The organism is uncultured Campylobacter sp. (assembly GCF_938045775.1).
Classification (GTDB): Bacteria; Campylobacterota; Campylobacteria; order Campylobacterales; family Campylobacteraceae; genus Campylobacter_B.
In genome coordinates, this window is the sequence record NZ_CALIBH010000132.1 from 1 (window position 1) to 20,675 (window position 20,675).

Here is a 20,675-nt window from a genome sequence, read left to right on the forward strand (position 1 = left end):
TTTAAAACGAAATTTCAAAAAGCGCGAGCAAATTTTAAAAGCGGAATTTTAACTAGCCGCATTAAAACGGCGTGTGCGCCTGCAATTCAAAATTTTTAAAGTAAACGGATAGTAAAATACCGATAAATTTCAAACAAGGAGAATGAAATGAAAAATCCTAAGATGTTCCTCTGGGGGGGGGGTGTTAGCTGCTTTATTAGTAGGCTGCGGTGACGATACCGAGGTAAAGACCAAGGAATATTACGATATTCATCTAAATTAGGCTAAAGAGGTTTACGCAAAGTGCGATTTCAATACCCTTAAAGATGGAAGCAACTCATATAAAAATTGCGTGAACGCGAAAGAATCGGTCAATGACATAAAAGTTATGACGGTAGAATACTATGAAAAGCATATAGAGGAAGCTAAAGAAGTAGAAAAGAATTGTGATTGGGATAAGATAGAAGAAGGAAGCAAAATGCACAAAAATTGTGAAAATGCAAGTAAGGGGTTAGAAGAATATAGATTTAATGAGCGTAAAAAATATTTTACTGGAGGGCATAAGTAAAAAAACCATAGACTTGTGATAAACACGTTAATTTTATATTAAAATTATTCTTACGCCTTATGCTTAAGTTCATTTTAATTTACTCTGCGCCTTAGGTGCAGGGTAAATTTGCCCTCCACGGCGCTGAATTTTGTGGTAAAAATCTCGCCCGCGAAACGATACGGCGCGAAATCTTGCTTTACGGATTTTGGAATTTCAAATTTAGCCTGCGAGCTTTTGGCTAGCGCAGAAAAGACTTACGGGCTGTGCGGCGCCTTAAAATTTAATCATTTTAAAATTTACGCCGCGTGGCTAGTCTAAATTTCACTCGGCGGCGGTTTGTGCGGTGCACTAAATTTTAACCTCTCGCGCACTTTATCCGAGCCCTAGTCTAAATTTAAAATTTCAAATTTGCAACGATAATTCGCGCGGCGCGAGGCAACTCCCCATATACAACGTCTCGGCTTACGTTATTAAATTTAAAGAAGCGACGGCGTCTTTCTCGCCCTATGCTGCTTCAAGTCGTACGGCGGCGTTGTGCGTTAAATCTTAAATTTACGTGCTGGGCGGCGGAAGGCAGCATTTGCCCGTAAAATTTTAACTTTCGCGCGCTGGACGACGGCTAGGCCCTATTGATCACGCACCGCGCGAAGCCGCTTCTAAATCATCAAGCCGAGTTAAATTTTTAGCGCGCCGAAATTTTAGTCTATGCGGCGCAATTTACGAAACGACGAAATTTTGAGTCTGCGCTGCGATTTATAGTGCATCAAAATTTTAACTTGCGCAGAGTAATCCACCACGTATCTAAATTTTAAGTCGCGTAGTGCGATCCGCGATGAACAGGAATTTTAATTTGATGTGATTTATGACGCACTGGAATTCCAACCTGCGCTACGGATCTACGGCTCACAGGCGCGTAGCCTAGCCGATCCCTCGCATCGCATCGAGTCGCTTTAAAAATATCTCCACCTTGCGTAGCTGCGCCGCATCTAGCGCCCTGCCCGAGTAAAAATACTCCACGCTGTTGCCGTTTGGATAATTCACTCGCGAAATACCCGCCTCTTCGCTTCGCGGCTCAAATTCCAAGGACAAATCTGCGCCGCCTCGAGAATAAAGCTTGAGCTGCGAATTCGCATCTACAGCGCGCGGCGACATGCGGCATTTGTCTTCGTCACACTGCTCTACGCCGCGGGCATTGACCGCCAGCTTACCGTCGCGTTCGCGGATTGCGCCCAGCTCGCCCGTTTGCGAATTTGCGTTAAATTTTATATCGCCGTCCGCGTTAAATTTAGCTGCACGCGAGGGCAAATCCTCGCCGTGCGCAAGCTTTAGCCCTCCGCCCAGCTCGCTAGCAAGGCGGTTTAGCGTGCCATCGATGCCATCGATGATGCGCACGTGAGACGGCAAAATTTCTCGCAAAACGTCCTTAAAATAATTAAAATGCGTGCAACCAAGCACGAGCGAACCGAGGCGCTCAAGCTCAAATTTAGCTAGCTCCTCCCGCAAATAAGCCCGAACCGCAGGCGAATCAAACTCCAAATCCTGCGCAAACTCCACGAGACGCGGTAACGCCAGGCTCCACGTCTCGCACTCCAGCCGCCCCACGAGGCGCGCGAGCTTTTCGCCCGCGATCGTTAGCGGCGTGGCGATGAGCAGCGTCGGGCATGCGCCGAAGCTGTCCGCAGCGAGCTTGACGGCGGGCTCCATGCCGATAACCGGCACGCTAAATGCGCCGCGAAGCTCCGAGATAGCCGCGCTAGTGGCGGTGTTGCAAGCAACGACGACCGCGTCCGCGCCGCGCGAGACCAAAAACCCCACCGCATCAAGGCTCAGGCGCACGATCTGGGCCCTACTTTTCGTGCCGTAGGGGACGTGATCCTCGTCGGCAAAATACAAAAACTCCGCCCCGCTAAACCGCCGCAGAGCCTCGGCGAGCACGCTTAGCCCGCCGATACCCGAGTCAAAAAATGCTATTTTCAAATTCTTAGTCCAAGGTTAAAATTTCAAAAAAGGGATTATAGCTCAATCCAGGTAAAATTTAAATTTTGAGCGGGCTTGGCGAATCCGTGGCCGTTAAATTCTCGCCGCCTTGTTAAAATTCGCGATAAATTTAATCAATTTCTTAGGGGGGGGGGTAGAATTAGCCAAATTTTACCCGGAAAGGATACTAAATGAAAAAATTGCTATTTGCGTTGGCGCTCGCCGCTTGCTTTGCGTTCGGCACGTCCGAGTATGAAAAGTTCGAAAATGAGTGCAATGACGGCGATATGGAGTCTTGCCTTAGAGCCGCTTTACAATACGAAGACAATACTAAAACACTTAAGCTGCTTGAAAAAACCTGCGACGGCGGATATGAGCCAGGTTGCCTTGTAATGTCGATCAGAATGATGCAAGAAAATCCTAAAAAAGGCATCGAATATCATGAAAAAAGATGCGATGCGGGAGACGCTATGTATTGTGGGTTATTGGGATCAATGTATAGTGACGGAGATGGAGTCGAAAAAGATATATCAAAGGCTATAATCTACCATGACAAAGCTTGCAATCTAGGGCAAAAGCTATCAGCGCTATCATGCGGTATGTTGGCAGAGATGTATCGTAAAGGAGACGGTGTAAAAATAAATTTAATGAAAGCGGCGGTTTATGATAAAAAAGGTTGCGACATAACGGACGAGCTAGCGAGTTGCTATAATTTTGCGCTATTTAACTACAACTCTAACGATAAAAGTAAAGCTGCGCGGTATTATAAAAAAGCTTGCGATTTAGGAAAAAATAAAAATTCTCCTTTTATGAATCCACCCGAGTTTAAAGAACTTTGGCAAAAATCCTGCGATATGTATGAGCTGCTAAAATAGCGCGCCGAGCTGCGGTCGGTACAATACGCATCGGCTGCGGATTAAAATCCCGCCGCCTTTAAATTTAAATCGTGGCGGTAGGCTACTAAGCTCAACGATAAAATTTTAAATTAATCGGGCGATATGTGGCAGAATTTAACGTAAATTTACACGGATCCTGCATAGATTTTAGCGCAAGCAAAGCGCTAAAATAAAGAGGCAGATTTGTCATAAGCAAATGCGTGCTAAAAGCATAGATTATTAGTACGCAGCAGGATTTTAAGTTAGAATTACGTAGCCTTATGTGCTTGCGCCTCCGCATGGATTGGGCGAAAGTGGAATTGCAAGATTGGAATTTACGCAGTCGCAAATATAAAGCTTAGCGTAGATTTTTTGATTCGGAATTTAGAATTTTAAAATTCCTAGAGCTTCGAATCTGGCGCTGAGCCTTGAAATATCGTAGCGATAGAATTTTAAAATTTGCCGCCGCATCGCTTTAAAAATCTTGCTTGAAAATTTTAATTACGCAGCGTAAAATTTTTCATTTCTGCCGGGGCGCTGCGTTTTTCTATAAAAATTTTGCTCTTTTGCTCTGGTGCTGTGTTTTCGTCGTAGAATTTCGCGACTTTTTACGACGCAGAATTTTTAGCGCGAAGTTCCTCATTATTTTTGCTTGTTAAAATTTAAGCGATAAATCCCACGATGTTAAATTTGCACGGCATAAGGCTCTTATCTCTAGATGCCACTTTGAAGCGAAATGAGATAAATTCTACGTGGCGCAAAAGGCGTCCGATTAGGCTTTGCGGCGTCCTTGCATACTGCGCAAAAGTGCGATCTCCTCCGCCCAGAGGCTATCGTCGATCGTTTCTAAAATCAGCGGGATCTCGTCGATGTTCGGGTCGTTCATGATGTTTTCAAATGCCGCGAGCCCCAAAAAGCCGCGCCCGAGGCTCTCGTGCCGATCTTTGCGCACGCTAAGCTCGTTTTTTGTGTCGTTTAGGTGCATGCCGCTTAAAAATTTATAACCGATCGCGCGGTCAAACTCGCTCATAGTGCGCTCGTAGGCCTGCCGGCTGCGCAGGTCGTATCCTGCGGCGAACGCGTGACAGGTATCGATGCAGACGCCGATGCGATCTTTGTTTGAAATTTTATCGATCACGTAAGCAAGCTGAGCGAAATCATAGCCGAGATTAGAACCCTGGCCGGCGGTGTTTTCGAGCACGAGCTTGACGCCTGCGGTGTTTGCGATGGCGAAATTTAGCGACTCTGCGATATTATCCAGGCACTGCTGAACTGAAATTTCATTTAGATGCGAGCCCGGATGAAAGTTCAAAAGCCTAAGTCCGAGCGCCTCGCAGCGGCGGATCTCGTCCACGAAGGCGTTTAGGGACTTCTCGCGCTCCGCCTCGCGCGGATGGCCCAAGTTTATGAGGTAGCTGTCGTGCACCAAGACATGCTCCGCGCGGATGCCGCTTTGCTTCAGCGCGTCCTTAAACGCGATGATCTCCTCCGCGCTAAGCGGCGGCGCGTCCCATTTGCGCTGATTTTTGACAAACATCGCAAACGCGTCCGCCCCGATCCTTGCGGCGTTTAACGGCGCGTTAAAAACCCCACCGCTAGCACTCACGTGCGCTCCGATTCGCTTCATTCTGCCTCCTAAATTTTTATTTTGTACCGCGTGCGGCAAATTTCATAAACCCGAGCCGCGCGCGGATTTTTAAATTTAAATGCGCGCTTTTCTTTCGCACATACGCGCTGCTTGGTTAAATTTCATCGCAAAGAGTAGGCGCAGAGCGTCAATAAAACCGCGCCGTTTGCGCAGCTTAGGCGGCTACCCGCCGAGTAATGGAATTTTGACCGCTCGCGCTGTGTTTTGTGCGGCTGCTAGAGCGCATTATTCCCGCGCGTTTACAAGGCGTCTCGCCGCGCGAATTTTACTCGTTCGCGATTTGCTCGCGCCGCCCGCGGAATCGCATCTCACGTGCTACAAACACCCGCCGCGTAAAATTTTACTGCAACTCGCGGATTCTGATCTTTACGCCGCGCTTTACGTCGGCGAAGCTTATAGATCTTCCGCCGCCGTCCTTGCCGCGGCAAACTTTATAATCGATAGAGCCATCTTGCAGGCTTTGCGCGAGGCAACGGCGCTCGCCTGCGTCGCTGCCGCCAAAGATCGGCTTGCCGTCTAGGATTTCGCCCAGAAGCCCGCGGTAGTGCTCGGTGCCGAAGAATTTTTTATTGAAAACAAGCTCGTCGTCGCATGCACCGTTCATGCAAATTTTATCGCCTTTTAAAACTAGGCTCAGCACGCTGATGCCGCTTGCGTAAATTTGAACCTCGGTTTGATTTTTAAATTTACGCATAAAGCCCGCGTCGCTGGTGCGAGTAAGCGGCGAAATGACGGTGAAATTTACGGCTTGCGTAGAAGCGGGCTTGAGTGCAGTGGTAGCGCAACCTGCGAGCAGAAGCGAAAGTGCAAGCGGCGCCAGAAAAGAGCATTTCATAAATAATCCTTAATTTAAGTTGGGTTTAAGTGCGTCTTGAGTAGAATACCGCCTTTAATCTTAATACCAGATTAAGTGGCCCCTTCGTCTAACGGTTAGGACATCGCCCTTTCACGGCGGTAAAACGAGTTCGAATCTCGTAGGGGTCGCCACTTCTAGTCTTAAAATTTTTTGACGCAAATTTTAATTTTTAAAATTCTGAAATTTTATCTAACTGCTAAATTTTAAAATTATGCGCTTTTGCTGCTTCCTGTGCTACAAAATTCCAAGATCATAATAAAATTCTGTCTGATAGAATTTTAAAATTTAGCCCTGCCGAATTTATGTAATAAATTTTATGCGGACAGATGAAACTTAATAAAATAAAACTCGTAAATTTAGCTCTTTCTAAAAAAAATTCGCTAAATTTATCGAATGCAAAATTTTAAAGAATACGTAAATGAAATTCTAAAAAATCATCCTGGCGAGCGCGTCACGAGCTTTGATTTCGAGGACGAGAAATACTGGCTCAAGCAGCCGGAGTTGCGCATCCGCGGTGGATTACTTACGAAAATATTTAAAGCAAATCCGAAAGCCGCTTTCGATTACGAAGCGCTAAAATGCGAGAGTTTGTATGCAGCCGGCGCGCCTGTGCCGCAGCTGGTGCTGCGAGACGAGAGCTTTTTCGTACTCAAAGACGGCGGCACGCCGGTGGACGAGGTGCTAAAAAGCTCGGATGAGGCGGCTTGCGTGGCGCTCATTGAGGGCTACGCTGCGGCGTTAGCACAGCTGCATTCGCGCGGCTTCATACACGGCAGACCCGCGCTGCGCGACGTTTTAGTAAAAAACGGCGAGATGAAATTTATAGATTTTGAAAATCGTGGCGAGCGCGGTGATCTGCAAAAAGCCAAAATGCGAGATTTTTTGCTGTTTGTCTATGATCTTTGTCGCGAAGGTCTGAGCGAAGGCTTAGTGCGCGTAGGCATCCACGCCTACGCCTCAAGCGGCGGGCAGGATGTAGTGCAAAGTGCGTGGGCTACGGTACTTGCGCTGCGTCCGATATATTTTATCGCCAGGCTCTTGCCGCAAAAATTTAAAGATCTAAACGCGCTCGTGCGCACGTTTGAGCTCTGCCTAAAAATAATTGAGGAAAACGATGGTCAAACAAAGTAAATTCGCTAAATTTAAATTGGTGATTATACTCGCCTATATGTCCGCTCTGGCGCCACTTTCGACCGATATGTATCTGCCCGCGCTGGAAAAGGTAAAGGCAAGCTTTGCTACGAGCGAGTTTTACACTCAGCTATCGGTTGCGAGTTTTTTCATCGCTTTTGCGCTAGGACAGCTCGTTTATGGGCCGCTAAGCGATAAATTTGGTCGTAAAAAGCCGCTATACGCGGGCATTTTGCTTTTTATATGTGCGTCGCTTGCTTGCGTGAGCTTTGATAGCGTTTACGCGTTTATATTTTTTAGATTTTTGCAAGCTTTGGGTGGGTGCGCTGGAGTGGTACTTGCGCGAGCCGTAATTAATGATAAATTCGAACTGCACGAGGCTGCGGCGATGTTTGCGCTGATGATGGTCGTAGGCTCGCTAGCGCCGATGCTAGCACCAACTCTAGGTGGATTTGTGCTAGATTTTTTCTCATGGCAAGCGATTTTTGCGATTTTGTTTGCGCTTGGAATTTTGCTTTTTGCATTTATATTTTTCGGACTCGACGAGAGCGCTCAAATAGACAGGACTGCTACACTTAGCGTAAAAGGTGTGCTTGGCGAATACGGCATAATCTTGCGAAATAAAGAATTTATGCGCTATACGCTAGGATTTGCAGTTGCGATGAGCGCACTTTTTGCTTATATCACGGGCTCTAGCTTCATATTTTTGGGCTATTATGGGCTGGGTGAGCATGCCTTCGGCGTGATATTTGGCATCAACGCTCTTGGAATGACCCTCGTTTCGGCACTAAATGCCAAACTCGTGCAAAATCGCGAACCCGCAGCTTTATTAAATTTCGGCCTAATCGCGATGCTTGCAACGAGCCTGATTTTGCTCGCATGCGCTATGCTTGGCCTTCCCTTCATCTGCTTTGAGGCTTCGCTTTTTGTATTACTTTCGTCTCTTGGCTTTGTTGCGCCTAACGCCACGACGCTTGCGATGGCGCTGTATAAGGACGGCAACTCGGGCGCAGCTTCGGCGGTACTGGGGACTGCGCAATTTGCTATCGCCGGGGCTATTTCGTTTATCGTAGGTGCAGTGGGAGCGAATAAGCCGTTTTTGCTCGCAAGTGTGATGGCGATTTGTGCTCTTTGCGCGAACGCCGTGTATTTTTTATTGCGAAAAAAGAATCAAAAATTTTAATTTTAATATTTTTTAAATTCATCGTTAAGGATTGATTAGCTAAAATTAGCTCTCGTTCTTTCAGCGTAAGAAAGACAATTCGGTAAAAAAGGAAACAAGCCAATGAGCGATATTATCGCATATAAACTTAACGGTGAAATTTACGATACTCAAAGTATCGGCGAGCGCGCAAGCGAGGCGCAGCCGATATATTTCGATAACTCCGAGGACGCGCTTAAAATTATGCGCCACTCCTGTGCGCATCTTTTGGCGCAGGCGGTGCGCGAGCTTTATCCGAGCGCAAAATTTTTCGTAGGGCCTGCGATCGAAGATGGGTTTTACTATGATATGCGCGTCGGCAAAGATAACGGCGAGAAGCTCGGCGAAGAGGACTTAAAGACGATCGAAAAAAAGATGCGCGCGCTCGCCGAGGCAAATTTAGAGATTAAAAAGATAGCCTCCACTAAAGAGGCGGTCGCGAAAAAATATGCAAACGACGATCTTAAGCAGGAGGTTTTAAAGCGCATCCCCGAAGGCCCGGTTAGCCTATACGCGCAGGGCGAGTTTGAGGATATCTGCCGCGGCCCGCATGTGCAAAATACGAAATTTTTGAAAAATTTTGCTCTTACGCGCATCGCGGGAGCGTATCTTGGCGGCGACGAGAAGCGCGAGATGTTAACTCGCATCTACGGCGTCGTATTTGCCGATAAAGATAGCCTTAAAAAGCACCTTACGATGCTAGAGGAAGCTAAGAGGCGTGATCATCGAAAGCTCGGAGCCGAGATGAAATTTTTCACCTTCGACGAGCAGATCGGCGCGGGACTTCCGATCTGGCTTCCTGCGGGCACGAGGATGCGCATAAAGCTCGAGGAGCGCCTTTACAGACAGCTTCGCAAGCGCGGCTACGAGCCGGTGCGCGGCCCTGAAATTTTAAAATCCGACGCATGGAAGATCAGCGGGCACTACAGCAACTACAAAGAAAATATGTATTTTACGACGATCGAGGATCAAGAATACGGCATCAAGCCGATGAACTGCGTCGGTCACATCAAGGTTTATCAAAGCGAGATCCGCTCATATCGCGATCTGCCGCTTAAATTTTGCGAGTACGGCGTCGTGCACCGCCACGAAAAAAGCGGCGTCTTGCACGGGCTTTTCCGCGTGCGCGAGTTTACGCAGGACGACGCGCATCTGTTTGTGATGCCGAACCAGATCAAAGAAAACGTCTATGAAATTTTAGATTTCGTCGAGCTTTTAATGAAAGCTTTCGGATTTGAATACGAACTTGAAATTTCGACCAAACCGCAAAAGGCGGTCGGCGACGACGAGGTTTGGGATATCGCGACGAAGGCTTTAAAAGACGCGCTTGACGAAAAGGGCTTAAAATATGGTCTAGATGAGGGCGGTGGCGCATTCTACGGACCTAAAATCGATATCAAAATCACCGACGCGCTCGGGCGAAAATGGCAGTGCGGCACGGTGCAGGTCGATTTTAACCTGCCTGCGCGCTTCGAGCTTGGCTATATCGACGAAAATAATGAAAAAAAGCAGCCCGTGATGCTGCATCGCGCGATTTTGGGAAGCTTCGAGCGCTTCGTGGGGATTTTGCTCGAGCATACCGCGGGCGAGCTTCCGTTTTGGATATGTCCTACGCAGGTATCGATCGTGCCGATCGGCGAGGCGCACGCAAGTTACGCGAAAGAAATTTTAAATTTGCTGCGCGCGGCGGACATAGACGGCGAAATTTTAGATAGAAACGAAACGCTAAATAAACGAATCAGAACGGCTGAAAAGCAGAAGGTGCCGCTCATCATCGTCCTAGGCGATAATGAAGTTTCGGCTCGCAGCGTGGCTTTACGCGATCGTAGGGCACGCGAACAGCGAAATTTAGGGCTGGATGAGTTTTTAAATTTCGTAAAAGCTAAATTAAACGAGGTGAATTTTTGAGCAGAGGCAAAGAGGTTTTTCTAAACGAGGACATTCCGGCTAGCGAAGTCAGGTGCATAGGCGACAACGGCGAGGTTTACGGCATAATTTCAAAGGCGCAGGCGCTGCAAATCGCCGAGCGAGAGGGTGTGGATCTGGTTTTGATAGCGCCCGATGCAAAGCCGCCCGTTTGCAAGGTCATGAACTACAGCAAATTTCGCTATCAGCAGGAAAAAAAGCTCAAAGAGGCGAAAAAAAAGCAAAAAATCATCGAGATCAAAGAGATCAAGCTGTCCGCCAAAATCGCTCAAAACGACATTAATTACAAAGTAAAACACGCGAAAGAATTCCTTAGTAGCGGCAAACATGTCAAGCTTCGCGTATTTTTAAAAGGGCGCGAGATGTCGAGCCCGGAAATCGGCGTAAATTTGCTCAATAAAATTTGGGACGAATTTTTTACAGAAGTTGCCGACCGCGATAAGGCGCCCGCGCTGGAGGGCCGCTACGTAAATATGCTGATCACGCCGAAGAAGGCGTAGAGTAAATTTAGCTATGCTATAAAAATCGCAGCGATAAAATAGTGGAATTTTAAAATTCCACTATTTTAAGTTTGCTCCTGGTTAAAGAATATTACATTAGAAATAAAAGGTGAGGGAGTTTAAAATTTATCTAATCATTATTTTTATCTAAGTTTTATTTTGATAAAATCAAAAACAAATAAATTCTCTCTACGACGACTTGCTATAAAGGAAGTAAACAAAGGAAATGAATATATGAAGGTTTTAATTTTAGCTGGCGGCTTTGGCACTAGGCTTGCCGAAGAAACTAGCATCAGACCTAAGCCAATGGTTGAGATTGGTGGCAGACCGATATTATGGCATATTATGAAAATCTATAGCCACTATGGCTTTAATGAATTTGTGGTGCTTCTTGGCTATAAAGGTTATTATATAAAAGAGTATTTCGCAAACTACTTCTTGCATAGAAGTGATGTAACGATTGATATAAAAAGTAATAATATGAAAATTCATAAAACATTAAGCGAAGATTGGAAGGTTACTCTGATTGACACTGGGCTAGATACAATGACTGGCGGTAGGATAAAACGAGCTCAGGAATATGTAGGAGATGAGAGTTTCATGCTTACTTACGGTGATGGTGTTAGTGATGTGAATATAGACGAGTTAGTAAAATTTCATAAATTACATGGCAAGGCTGCTACTATGACTGCAGTTCAGCCAGAAGGTAGATTCGGTGCTTTAGATATTAATAATTCAAGCTTAATTACATCTTTTTTTGAAAAACCTAAAGGTGACGGAAATTGGATAAACGCAGGTTTTTTCGTATGCGAGCCTAAGGTTTTTGATTATATTACTGATGGTGATGCTACGGTATTCGAGCAAGCTCCGCTTTCAAATTTGGCTAAAGACGGCGAGCTTTGTGCTTTCAAGCACTGTGGTTTCTGGAAGCCGATGGATGCCTTGCGTGATAAGCAAGTATTAGAAAAACTATGGGATAGCGGTAGCGCTCCATGGAAAAAGTGGTAGCGGATGCACAACGCAATAACGACACAAGAAATGCAAAATTTATACTCCGGAATTTATAAGGGCAAAACAGTTTTGCTTACCGGACATACCGGCTTTAAGGGCTCATGGCTTAGTCTATGGCTGCAGCGCTTGGGCGCGAAAGTGATAGGGTATTCGCTTCCGGCGCCTACAGAGCCAAATCATATAGGACTTTTAAATTTAAATATCATCCAGGTAATCGCCGACATACGAGATCTTGCTAAATTAGACGAGGCGTTTACGACTTATAAACCCGACATTGTATTTCACTTTGCCGCTCAGGCGCTCGTACGTCCATCTTATGCCGATCCCATCACAACCTACGAAACCAATGTCATAGGCACATTAAAAGTCTTTGAAGCCTGCAGAAAGGCGGGCGTTCGCGCGATCGTGAATATTACCAGCGATAAGGCTTATGAAAATAAAGAGTGGGTTTGGGGTTATCGTGAGAACGATCCTATGGGCGGATATGATCCATATAGCTCGTCGAAAGGCTGCGCGGATCTTTTGGCTAGTTCATATCGAAATTCGTTTTTTAACGAAAAAGATTACGGCACAAAGCATCAAACGCTGCTTGCCACATGTCGTGCGGGTAATGTCATAGGCGGCGGGGATTGGGCGCAAGACAGATTGATTTGCGACGTGATGCGCGCGGCAGCTAAAAATGAAGCGGTAACGATCCGCAATCCGCATGCGACACGCCCTTGGCAGCACGTGCTCGAGCCGCTTGGCGGATATTTGCTTGTGGGGCAAAAGTTGCTTGAAGGGCGAAAGGAATTCGGCAGCGCATGGAATTTCGGTCCTAGCGATGATGGCGCGATTAGGGTGCTTGATGTACTAAAAAGCGCCAAGCGATATTGGGATAAGATAGAATTTCAAATCAATTCCGACATAAACCAGCCTCATGAGGCAAATTTATTGAAGCTTGATTGCTCTAAAGCACATGCGCTGCTTGGCTGGAAGCCCGTTTGGGATAGCGAAACGGCATTTGAAAAAACTGTAAAATGGTATAAAAATTTCTACGAAAACGGCGCGATCGATACCGAGCAAAATTTAAACGACTACGTAAAAGAGATGATGCGATGATAAAAGTTAGCGATTTTATAGCAAAATTTATAGCCGAGCATAAAGATACTGCAAAGACCGTATTTATGGTCTCAGGTGGTGGCAATATGCACCTGATAGATTCGCTTGGCAAAAATGAAAATTTAGAGTATGTCTGTAACCATCACGAACAGGCTTGCGCGATAGCCGCAGAAGGCTATGCACGCGTCTCAAATAAGATCGGTATCGCGTATGTTACCACAGGCCCTGGCGGGACAAACGCGATTACCGGCGTTTACGGTGCTTGGGTGGATTCGATCCCTACGATGATCATATCGGGGCAGGTTAAATTTCAAACGACCATTGCTTCGCAACCCGAGTTAAATTTACGTCAGCTCGGCGATCAAGAGGTTAATATCGTTGACATCGTAAGGCCTATCACAAAATACGCCGTAATGATAACGGATAAAAATAGCATAAAATTTCATCTGCAAAAAGCTATTTATGAGGCTAAGCACGGCAGACCCGGACCCGTATGGCTGGATGTGCCGCTAGATATACAAGGCGCGATGGTGGACGAAGCAGATTTGGTAGAATTTAAAATTCCAGAAGAGCCAAAATTCGACACAAAAATCCCGCAGGTTCTAGATGCATTAAAAGCTGCTAAACGCCCCGTCATCATTGTAGGTAACGGAGTGAGGTTGGCCAATGCAAAAGATGATTTTAGAGCCTTGATTGACGAGCTAAAAATCCCTGTTTTGACTGCTATTTCAGGAGTTGATTTAATAGAGACTTCAAATAAGTATTTTTTTGGTAGGCCGGGAATTTTAGGTGAGAGGGCCGGAAATTTTGTAATTCAAAATAGTGATTTAGTAATAGTATTAGGTACAAGATTAAATCTTAGAATTTTGAGCTTTAATTGGGAATTTTTTGCGCGAGAAGCCAAAAAAATTATGATTGATATAGATGAAAATGAACTTAATAAAAAAACTTTTATTCCGGATATAAAAATTAAATCCGATGCAAAGGTTTTTATAAACGATCTTAGAGAAAAAATTAGAGATTTAAATCTGGAAATTAGAGACTGGCTTAAATATTGTAATAGAATAAAAATGAAATATCCTGTTTTTGATAAATCCGTATTGAAAGAGAAGAATTATGTCAGTTCATATTATTTTCCAAGATTACTTTCGGAGAAATTACCAAAAAATTCTCTCTTGCTTACCGGCAATGGAATAGCATATACATCAACATTTCAGAGCTATCTGGTACGAGCGGGTGATAGGCTTTTTGCAAATGTCGGATGTGCTTCTATGGGCTATGATTTGCCGGCACTAATTGGTGCATGCGTAGCAAATAATAAAAGACAAACTATATGCTTAACCGGTGATGGAAGCATTCAGATGAATATCCAGGAATTGCAAACTATTATCCATTATCAGCTTCCCGTTAAAATTTTTATGTATAACAATAATGGATACCTCTCTATACGCATAACTCAACATAATTATTTCAATAACAATTTTGTCGGCGAAAGTCCTATAAGTGGTGTAAGTATACCGGATATGAAGGCGCTCGCTAAAATTTATGGCTTTAAAGTATTTCAAATTAAAAATAATGATGATGCCAATGCAAAAATAGATGAAATTTTATCATGCGAGGGACCGGTATTTTGCGAAGTGATGCTGCCGCCGAATGAAGCCATAGGACCAAAAGTTGCATCTATGAAGCTCCGGGATGGGACTATGATATCAAAACCGTTGGAGGATCTTGCCCCATTTTTACCTCGAGATGAATTTTATAAAAATATGATAGTAAAGCCTTTGGATTGATATGAGATTTTTATTTTTGGACTTTGATGGCGTCCTTTTTGATACTGTACGTGAAGCCTATGAAGTTTGTAGATCTACGCCAAGTTTTTTAAGGCAAAAATTTGATGAAAAGCAATATGCTGAATTTTTAAAATTCAGACCTATTGTAGGTCCGGCATGGAATTATTATTTCGTTATGACAGCTATAACTAATAACAATAAAAAACTTTTAGCTTTTGATTATAACGATGAAGCTAAAAAATTTGAAAAAGACTTTTTTGAGACTCGTAAAAAGTTAAAAGCAAATAACTATGAAAATTGGTTGGCTTTGAATAGGCCATATCCGTTTTTATTGGAGCTATCAAATATGAAACTGAATCGGCAGACTTTTATTGTAACTACTAAAGATAGTAAAACTGTATTGGATTTAGCCAAAAGATTTAATATTCAATTTATAAATAATGATAATATATTGGGGGCAGATATATTTGCTAAATTTAATTCAAAAGCTAATATAATAAATTCAATTTTAAAAGATGGCGATAGCGGGATTTTTATAGATGACTCAGAAATGCATTTAAAAAAATGTGAGCACATAAAAAGACTTAAGTTATTACAGCCCGATTGGGGATATGTAGAGAGGAATAGTAAGTATATAGGCGATATTAAAATGATATTAAGCGTACTGGAGGAAGAGGTATGAATATAAATGAATTTGAGATGATAGACGTACTTAAAAGGCTTAAAAACGAATATGGCGTATTTGAGTTAAAAGCGGAATTTGAGGCCGAGGGAAGCCGTATGGAGGAGATGATGCGCTTGCGAGATATTGCCAATCGAGCAGATTTGCCTATCATTTTAAAAATCGGCGGAGCCGAAGCGGTTACTGATATTTATAACGGTATAATTTTAGGCGTAGAAGGGCTTATCGCGCCTATGGTAGAGACTCCATATGCCGTTTATAAATATCTAGGAGTTATAGAAAATTTAATAAATCCAGACAACCGAGATTATGTAGATTTTGCTATAAATATCGAGACGAAAACCGCAGTAGAAAATATAGATGAAATTCTAAAATTAGAAAAAATTTCGCTACTAAGGAGTATTACATTCGGCAGAAGCGATTTTGCACAATCATGTGGTTTGAGCAAAAAAGATGTAGATAGCGAGCAGGTTTTAAATGCCGTTCAGAAAGTATCTCGCGCGGTAAAGGTAAAAGGTTTAAAATTTGCAATGGGAGGAAACATTACTGCCAAATCTATTGATTTTATCAAGACCTTAAAAGCAGAAAATTTGATAGACAAATATGAAACCCGCAAAGTGGTTTTTGCCATAGATTCTATTGACGCTAATCCGCGCGAAGGAATTGATACGGCGCTAAAATTTGAACTATTATGGCTAAAATCAAAAAGAAGATTTTATGCAAGAATAAAAGCCGAGGATGAACAGCGTATAGAAGATTTAGAAAAAAGGCTAAGCGCTAGATGAATCTTTTCATCACAGGCGGCGGCGGTTTTATCGGCTCGCATCTAAAAAAGCATCTTGCGCTAAATAGTAATTTTAATGTTTTCGCTCCAAAAAGTAGCGAGCTAAATTTGACTGACGAAATCGCAGTTGACGATTTTGTCCGTGCGCATAAAATCGATACTATCGTTCATCTAGCTAATCACGGCGGCGGTCGTGATACGCTGGATATGACAAATGTGACCGAGTATAATTTACGAATCTTTTTCAATATCGCCAAGCAAAAAAATAGGGTCGCAAAGATCATATCGTTTGGCAGCGGTGCAGAATATGGCAAAAACAAGCCGATCATAAATGCTCGCGAAGATGATTATAAAAAGGCGCTTCCGCTCGATGAATACGGCTTTTATAAAGCTATTACTTCGCATTATATCGAGGATTGCGCGAATAACATTATCCAGCTTCGTTTATTTGGAATTTACGGCGAAATGGAGAATTACCGCTATAAATTTATTACAAATGCCGTAGTAAAAAACCTACTGCACCTACCCATCACGATCAATCAAAACGTATTTTTTGATTATATGTATGTTGATGATCTGCTAAACATAGTGGAATTTTATATAGAAAATGATGCACGACATAAAATTTACAATGCAAGCAGCGGGGTGAAAATCGATCTGCTTAGCCTAGCCGCGCTCGTAAATGAGGCAAGCGATTTCAAATCCGAAATAATCGTGATGAATGCGGGGCTAAATAACGAATACACTTCTGACAATAGCCTGTTAAAATCCGAGATGGGAGGCAGGTTTAAGCTCACGCCGCATTCAGAAGCGATCGGCAAAATTCGCAAATATTTTAAGCAAAATTTTGCCAACTTAGATTTAGAGACGATTAAAAAAGACCCATATTTGAGAAAAATCAATGAAATTTGGAAAGGTAAAAAATGACGCCACAGGAATTAAAAGTTGAAATTTTAGAAAAGACGAAAGAGTATTATAAATTGGTTCATGAGCCGGCGCAGCACGCTAAATTTGAGCCGGGCAAGAGTCGTGTAAATTACGCAGGCAGAGTTTTCGACGAGCACGAAATGATAAATTTGGTAGATAGCTCGCTTGATTTCTGGCTTACATACGGCGCATATTCTAAAAAATTTGAAAAGGAATTTGCCAAAATGCTTGGCGTTAGATGGGCGTTTTTGGTAAATAGCGGAAGCAGCGCGAATCTGCTCGCGTTTTTCGCGCTCACCTCGCCGCTTCTAAAAGAGCGTCGCATAAAGAAGGGCGACGAAGTCATAACTGTCGCGGCGGGCTTTCCTACGACGGTTGCGCCTATCGTGCAATACGGTGCCGTTCCGGTTTTTGTCGATATGGAACTTGAGTATTTTAATATAGATCACACAAAGCTTGAGCTTGCGCTTAGCCCAAAAACAAAAGCGGTTATGGTGGCTCACACTTTGGGAAATCCTTTTAATATAAGAGTCGTAAAGGAATTTTGCGATAAGCACGGCTTGTGGCTTATCGAGGATAACTGCGACGCGCTGGGTTCGCTATATGAGGGCAAGCCGACCGGCACATGGGGAGATATAGGTACGAGCAGCTTCTATCCGCCTCATCATATGACGATGGGTGAGGGTGGCGCTACATACACAAACAATCCGCTGCTTAAAAAAATTATGCTAAGTATGCGTGATTGGGGACGCGATTGCTGGTGTGAGAGCGGCGTAGATAATACCTGTGGCAGGCGCTTTTCGCAAAAATTTGGTGAGCTACCGCTCGGGTACGATCATAAATACGTTTATTCGCACTTCGGATTTAATTTAAAAGCCTCCGATATGCAAGCTGCCGTGGGATGCGCTCAGATAGATAAATTTTCTAGCTTCGTGCAGCATCGTAGGCAAAATTTTAAAAAGCTTTATGACGGGCTGAAAGCTATAAAGGAGCTTATTTTAGTTAAAGCTCAGCCGCATTCCGAGCCTAGTTGGTTCGGCTTTATGATGACGGTTGCAGACGGGGCAAAATTTAGTAGAAACGAGCTTAGCGAACATCTAGAGAGGGCGGGCGTGCAAACAAGAAATTTATTTGCGGGCAATATGATCAAGCACCCGTTATTTGCAGATCTTAAACGCGGGGTAGATTATAAAATTTCAGGCGAGCTAAAAAATACCGATAAGATAATGAACGATAGTTTCTGGGTGGGGGTATATCCCGGAATGAGCGATGAGAAGATAGAATACATCATAAAAGTAATTAAAGAATTTATATCAGCAAAAAGCTAAAATATAATTCAATTAAGTAGTAGAATTTAGAAAGAAAAATATATGTCCAATAAAGCCGTCTTAAAACTATCTTTGTTATTTTGTATTGCTATGTGTTTGATTTACAAAATAGGAAAAAAGATTTTTATTGCTTACGTTGATCCTACTGAAGATAAATACAATTATTTTAAATGGGTTTACTATTTTATGAATCACGAAAAGATATTTATATTTAATTTTTATCTATTTTATATTTTTATTATCTCTGCTTTTTTTTCTTTGATTTTATGGTATAAAATTTATAAAGACGATATCGATGAATAGCGCTTTGCTTAAAATAAAGGATCTCAATTTTTACCTTTGTGCCAAAGTAGCCATAGCAATTTTAATAATTATACAAATTTCATTTTACTTTTATGGTATTTTTTCGGATTTTAAGCTTGCAAACGAATTTAGATATATAGATGAGCAGACGATATTGGATGGTAATAAAATAGTTTCGAATGATCAATATATTACAGAAAACCTGTGCTTTGACCCCAATAATATAAATTATAAATTCAATTCATACGACAATATCTTTTTATCTGGTAAAAATGGATTTAGTTTTCATAATAACCCAAAGTTTTTGATTTTTGATCCTTATTATAGGCATATTAGCGCAGATACTTTTAAAAAATTTGGAACTCATATAGAAAATATAGGCTATAATAAAGACTTTAATCTTACTTATTATGAAGCCAGAGAGACAAATAGCATAAATAGCATAAATAGATACGGTTTAGATGTATTTTCGCATTCTTATCCTATGTTTGGCGCAGATACTCTAAGTAAGCTTAAAGAAAAAACTGACTTCATAGCATATAATATTTTTGAACAAAATATGCAGATTCTTAGTAGGTATTATTGGGAAGAAACCCCATTTATGTTAAATCCTATAAATGAGCTAGATCTAGATAGGGATAAATCGGAAATTTTTTCTCAATATGGATTTTTAAGTCTATACCCTATTAATTTTATAATGGAACAGCTTGGAGGCATAAGCGTTAGTAATTTTGAAAAGACGAAAAATATAGTATGTATGATCTATTATGTCATAGCGGTTGGTTTTGTATTTCTATTTTTTAAAAATGACTTGATAAGGCTTATTTTTATATTTTTGCTAAGTATTAAATTCTTTTCCATATCTTATTATTTTTATCATTATGGTCCTACAAATTTCGATACTAGGCATTTCTTTGATTTGACGATAGTATTGCTTTTATTCTATGCCTCAAAATTTGGAAATTTTAATTTCATGTTTAAAGTAATATGTGTATTGCTAGCGTTGCTTTCCATTTTGATGGCTAATGATTTTGGTCTATATATTTTTATATCACTTTTAGGTGCACTTATTGTAGAATATGGAATAATTGCTGTAAAAAATAGAAAACTCGTAAATGCCGAAAAAATATTTTTTATACTCATTTATACCATTTTGGGGACAATAATATATATAAAATATCCATTTATGAAAAATCCATCAATAAAATACTTTTTAGATGGTTTTTACTCTTTTAATATTCCTTCTACTTTATTGCTCGCGGTATTGTCGGTGATATTTATTCAATGGCTATTATTTATATTTTTTTATAAGAAATTGCAAGATAGTAAATATTTATTAAGCTATTTATTTTTGCTATTTTATACAGGATTTTTTTATACTTATACGGTTTGGAGAGTGGACTTGTCTACCGTTAATTTTTTCATTGCCGCCCTTCCTTTTATTATAATTTTGAATTTATTTCCGGATAAGGCTAAAAAGGTGATCTCTATATTATGCATATTTATATGCATAATAACATATGCTAAATTCTCAATGTCTTATATTAAGGAAATTTTTAATTATGAAAAAATATTTGAAACGCATAAAATCTATAAATGGAACCATGAAAGAGCCGGAGGGATAATTACTACATATCCTTTTGATAAATTTCAAAGCTCTATTAATCTTATAAATAAGTATTCGCCCGATACCAAAGAGATATATATGATATCAAAATATGATAATATACTACAGTTTTTTAGTAAAAGATATAGCGGATTAAAGTATTTTGAGTTACGCTCTTTTCTAGTATCGGACATAGAATATAATGAAGTCTTAAATTTGATAAAAAATAAAGCCGATATTTTATATGTAGATGCCGATATAGATAGAGACTATAAGGCAGAAATACGAGAAAGGCGATTTTTTGACCTATATGATGAATATTGGTATAATGAAAATGTTAAGCAGAGAATACCAAAATTAGAGGTATTATCTAAGCTATTTAATGAGGTCAGGGAAGATTATATTTTGGTTGAAAAAGGAAATATGATAGATGTATATAGGAGAAAATAAAATTTCTGAAAATTCTAAAAGAAATGGTTTTATAGATTTTTTAAAATTTA

General features: G+C 41.8%; 17 protein-coding genes, 1 tRNA gene and 1 pseudogene. 16 read left to right on the forward strand and 3 right to left on the reverse strand.

Annotated features, from left to right (window positions below; translation table 11 throughout):
- Positions 1-367 precede the first annotated feature (367 nt).
- Both Q0238_RS05035 and Q0238_RS05040 read left to right on the forward strand, forming a co-directional pair.
- Positions 368-547: a hypothetical protein gene (locus Q0238_RS05035; protein WP_297943495.1), complete on the forward strand. Its 180-nt coding sequence runs from the start codon at positions 368-370 to the stop codon at positions 545-547.
- A gap of 132 nt (positions 548-679) precedes the next feature.
- Positions 680-847, forward strand: coding sequence for a hypothetical protein (locus Q0238_RS05040; RefSeq protein ID WP_297943498.1), 168 nt, complete (start codon positions 680-682; stop codon positions 845-847).
- A 990-nt stretch (positions 848-1,837) separates the two neighbouring features.
- Here the strand turns inward: Q0238_RS05040 and murI are convergent.
- A pseudogene (murI, locus tag Q0238_RS05045) lies at positions 1,838-2,506 on the reverse strand (glutamate racemase); the annotation flags it as partial.
- A 191-nt stretch (positions 2,507-2,697) separates the two neighbouring features.
- Here murI and Q0238_RS05050 point away from each other — a divergent pair.
- The gene (locus Q0238_RS05050; protein WP_297943501.1) at positions 2,698-3,381 is read left to right on the forward strand and encodes a tetratricopeptide repeat protein; all 684 of its coding nucleotides are present in this window, start codon (positions 2,698-2,700) and stop codon (positions 3,379-3,381) included.
- Between the two features lie 772 nt (positions 3,382-4,153).
- On the opposite strand, the gene nfo is transcribed toward Q0238_RS05050, so the two are convergent.
- Positions 4,154-5,008, reverse strand: a complete 855-nt coding sequence (nfo, locus tag Q0238_RS05055; protein WP_297943504.1) for a deoxyribonuclease IV — start codon at positions 5,006-5,008, stop codon at positions 4,154-4,156.
- Positions 5,009-5,369: 361 nt separating this feature from the next.
- The gene (locus Q0238_RS05060) at positions 5,370-5,864 is read right to left on the reverse strand and encodes a hypothetical protein (RefSeq protein WP_297943507.1); all 495 of its coding nucleotides are present in this window, start codon (positions 5,862-5,864) and stop codon (positions 5,370-5,372) included.
- A 77-nt stretch (positions 5,865-5,941) separates the two neighbouring features.
- Here Q0238_RS05060 and Q0238_RS05065 point away from each other — a divergent pair.
- From Q0238_RS05065 to Q0238_RS05125, 13 genes are all read left to right on the forward strand, one after another.
- A tRNA-Glu gene (locus Q0238_RS05065) sits at positions 5,942-6,016 on the forward strand.
- A 262-nt stretch (positions 6,017-6,278) separates the two neighbouring features.
- Positions 6,279-7,016: a spore coat protein gene (locus Q0238_RS05070; RefSeq protein WP_297943509.1), complete on the forward strand. Its 738-nt coding sequence runs from the start codon at positions 6,279-6,281 to the stop codon at positions 7,014-7,016.
- Positions 7,000-8,199, forward strand: a complete 1,200-nt coding sequence (locus Q0238_RS05075) for a multidrug effflux MFS transporter (RefSeq protein ID WP_297943512.1) — start codon at positions 7,000-7,002, stop codon at positions 8,197-8,199. Before Q0238_RS05070 ends, Q0238_RS05075 begins: the two co-directional genes overlap by 17 nt.
- A 102-nt stretch (positions 8,200-8,301) precedes the next feature.
- Positions 8,302-10,125 carry a threonine--tRNA ligase gene (gene thrS, locus Q0238_RS05080; protein WP_297943515.1) on the forward strand — a complete coding sequence of 608 codons (1,824 nt, stop codon included), beginning with the start codon at positions 8,302-8,304 and terminating at the stop codon, positions 10,123-10,125.
- Entirely contained in the window at positions 10,122-10,643 is a 522-nt protein-coding gene (infC, locus tag Q0238_RS05085; RefSeq protein WP_297943518.1) for a translation initiation factor IF-3, read from the forward strand. The genes thrS and infC overlap by 4 nt, the downstream gene beginning before the upstream one ends.
- Positions 10,644-10,877: 234 nt before the next feature.
- On the forward strand, positions 10,878-11,651 hold the full coding sequence (gene rfbF, locus Q0238_RS05090; RefSeq protein ID WP_297943521.1) for a glucose-1-phosphate cytidylyltransferase: 774 nt from the start codon (positions 10,878-10,880) through the stop codon (positions 11,649-11,651).
- A 3-nt stretch (positions 11,652-11,654) separates the two neighbouring features.
- A complete protein-coding gene (gene rfbG, locus Q0238_RS05095) occupies positions 11,655-12,755 on the forward strand; it encodes a CDP-glucose 4,6-dehydratase (RefSeq protein WP_297943523.1) in 1,101 nt (366 codons plus the stop codon).
- Entirely contained in the window at positions 12,752-14,545 is a 1,794-nt protein-coding gene (locus Q0238_RS05100; protein WP_297943526.1) for a thiamine pyrophosphate-binding protein, read from the forward strand. The genes rfbG and Q0238_RS05100 overlap by 4 nt, the downstream gene beginning before the upstream one ends.
- A 1-nt stretch (position 14,546) precedes the next feature.
- Positions 14,547-15,227: a hypothetical protein gene (locus Q0238_RS05105; RefSeq protein WP_297943529.1), complete on the forward strand. Its 681-nt coding sequence runs from the start codon at positions 14,547-14,549 to the stop codon at positions 15,225-15,227.
- A gap of 98 nt (positions 15,228-15,325) precedes the next feature.
- Entirely contained in the window at positions 15,326-16,012 is a 687-nt protein-coding gene (locus Q0238_RS05110) for an aldolase/citrate lyase family protein (protein ID WP_297943532.1), read from the forward strand.
- Positions 16,009-16,938, forward strand: coding sequence for an NAD-dependent epimerase/dehydratase family protein (locus Q0238_RS05115; RefSeq protein WP_297943535.1), 930 nt, complete (start codon positions 16,009-16,011; stop codon positions 16,936-16,938). The genes Q0238_RS05110 and Q0238_RS05115 overlap by 4 nt, the downstream gene beginning before the upstream one ends.
- Entirely contained in the window at positions 16,935-18,266 is a 1,332-nt protein-coding gene (gene rfbH / locus Q0238_RS05120) for a lipopolysaccharide biosynthesis protein RfbH (RefSeq protein ID WP_297943538.1), read from the forward strand. Before Q0238_RS05115 ends, rfbH begins: the two co-directional genes overlap by 4 nt.
- Before the next feature lie 295 nt (positions 18,267-18,561).
- A complete protein-coding gene (locus Q0238_RS05125; protein ID WP_297943541.1) occupies positions 18,562-20,625 on the forward strand; it encodes a hypothetical protein in 2,064 nt (687 codons plus the stop codon).
- Positions 20,626-20,675: the final 50 nt, after the last annotated feature.

Excerpts from the sequence above, each read along its gene's own strand:
- Q0238_RS05035 (WP_297943495.1), top strand. The coding sequence starts at position 368 with ATGACGGTAGAATACTATGAAAAGCATATAGAGGAAGCTAAAGAAGTA.
- Q0238_RS05050 (WP_297943501.1), top strand. The coding sequence starts at position 2,698 with ATGAAAAAATTGCTATTTGCGTTGGCGCTCGCCGCTTGCTTTGCGTTC.
- nfo (WP_297943504.1), bottom strand. The coding sequence starts at position 5,008 with ATGAAGCGAATCGGAGCGCACGTGAGTGCTAGCGGTGGGGTTTTTAAC.
- Q0238_RS05060 (WP_297943507.1), bottom strand. The coding sequence starts at position 5,864 with ATGAAATGCTCTTTTCTGGCGCCGCTTGCACTTTCGCTTCTGCTCGCA.
- Q0238_RS05070 (WP_297943509.1), top strand. The coding sequence starts at position 6,279 with ATGCAAAATTTTAAAGAATACGTAAATGAAATTCTAAAAAATCATCCT.
- Q0238_RS05075 (WP_297943512.1), top strand. The coding sequence starts at position 7,000 with ATGGTCAAACAAAGTAAATTCGCTAAATTTAAATTGGTGATTATACTC.
- thrS (WP_297943515.1), top strand. The coding sequence starts at position 8,302 with ATGAGCGATATTATCGCATATAAACTTAACGGTGAAATTTACGATACT.
- rfbF (WP_297943521.1), top strand. The coding sequence starts at position 10,878 with ATGAAGGTTTTAATTTTAGCTGGCGGCTTTGGCACTAGGCTTGCCGAA.
- rfbG (WP_297943523.1), top strand. The coding sequence starts at position 11,655 with ATGCACAACGCAATAACGACACAAGAAATGCAAAATTTATACTCCGGA.
- Q0238_RS05100 (WP_297943526.1), top strand. The coding sequence starts at position 12,752 with ATGATAAAAGTTAGCGATTTTATAGCAAAATTTATAGCCGAGCATAAA.
- Q0238_RS05105 (WP_297943529.1), top strand. The coding sequence starts at position 14,547 with ATGAGATTTTTATTTTTGGACTTTGATGGCGTCCTTTTTGATACTGTA.
- Q0238_RS05110 (WP_297943532.1), top strand. The coding sequence starts at position 15,326 with ATGGAGGAGATGATGCGCTTGCGAGATATTGCCAATCGAGCAGATTTG.
- Q0238_RS05115 (WP_297943535.1), top strand. The coding sequence starts at position 16,009 with ATGAATCTTTTCATCACAGGCGGCGGCGGTTTTATCGGCTCGCATCTA.
- rfbH (WP_297943538.1), top strand. The coding sequence starts at position 16,935 with ATGACGCCACAGGAATTAAAAGTTGAAATTTTAGAAAAGACGAAAGAG.
- Q0238_RS05125 (WP_297943541.1), top strand. The coding sequence starts at position 18,562 with ATGAATAGCGCTTTGCTTAAAATAAAGGATCTCAATTTTTACCTTTGT.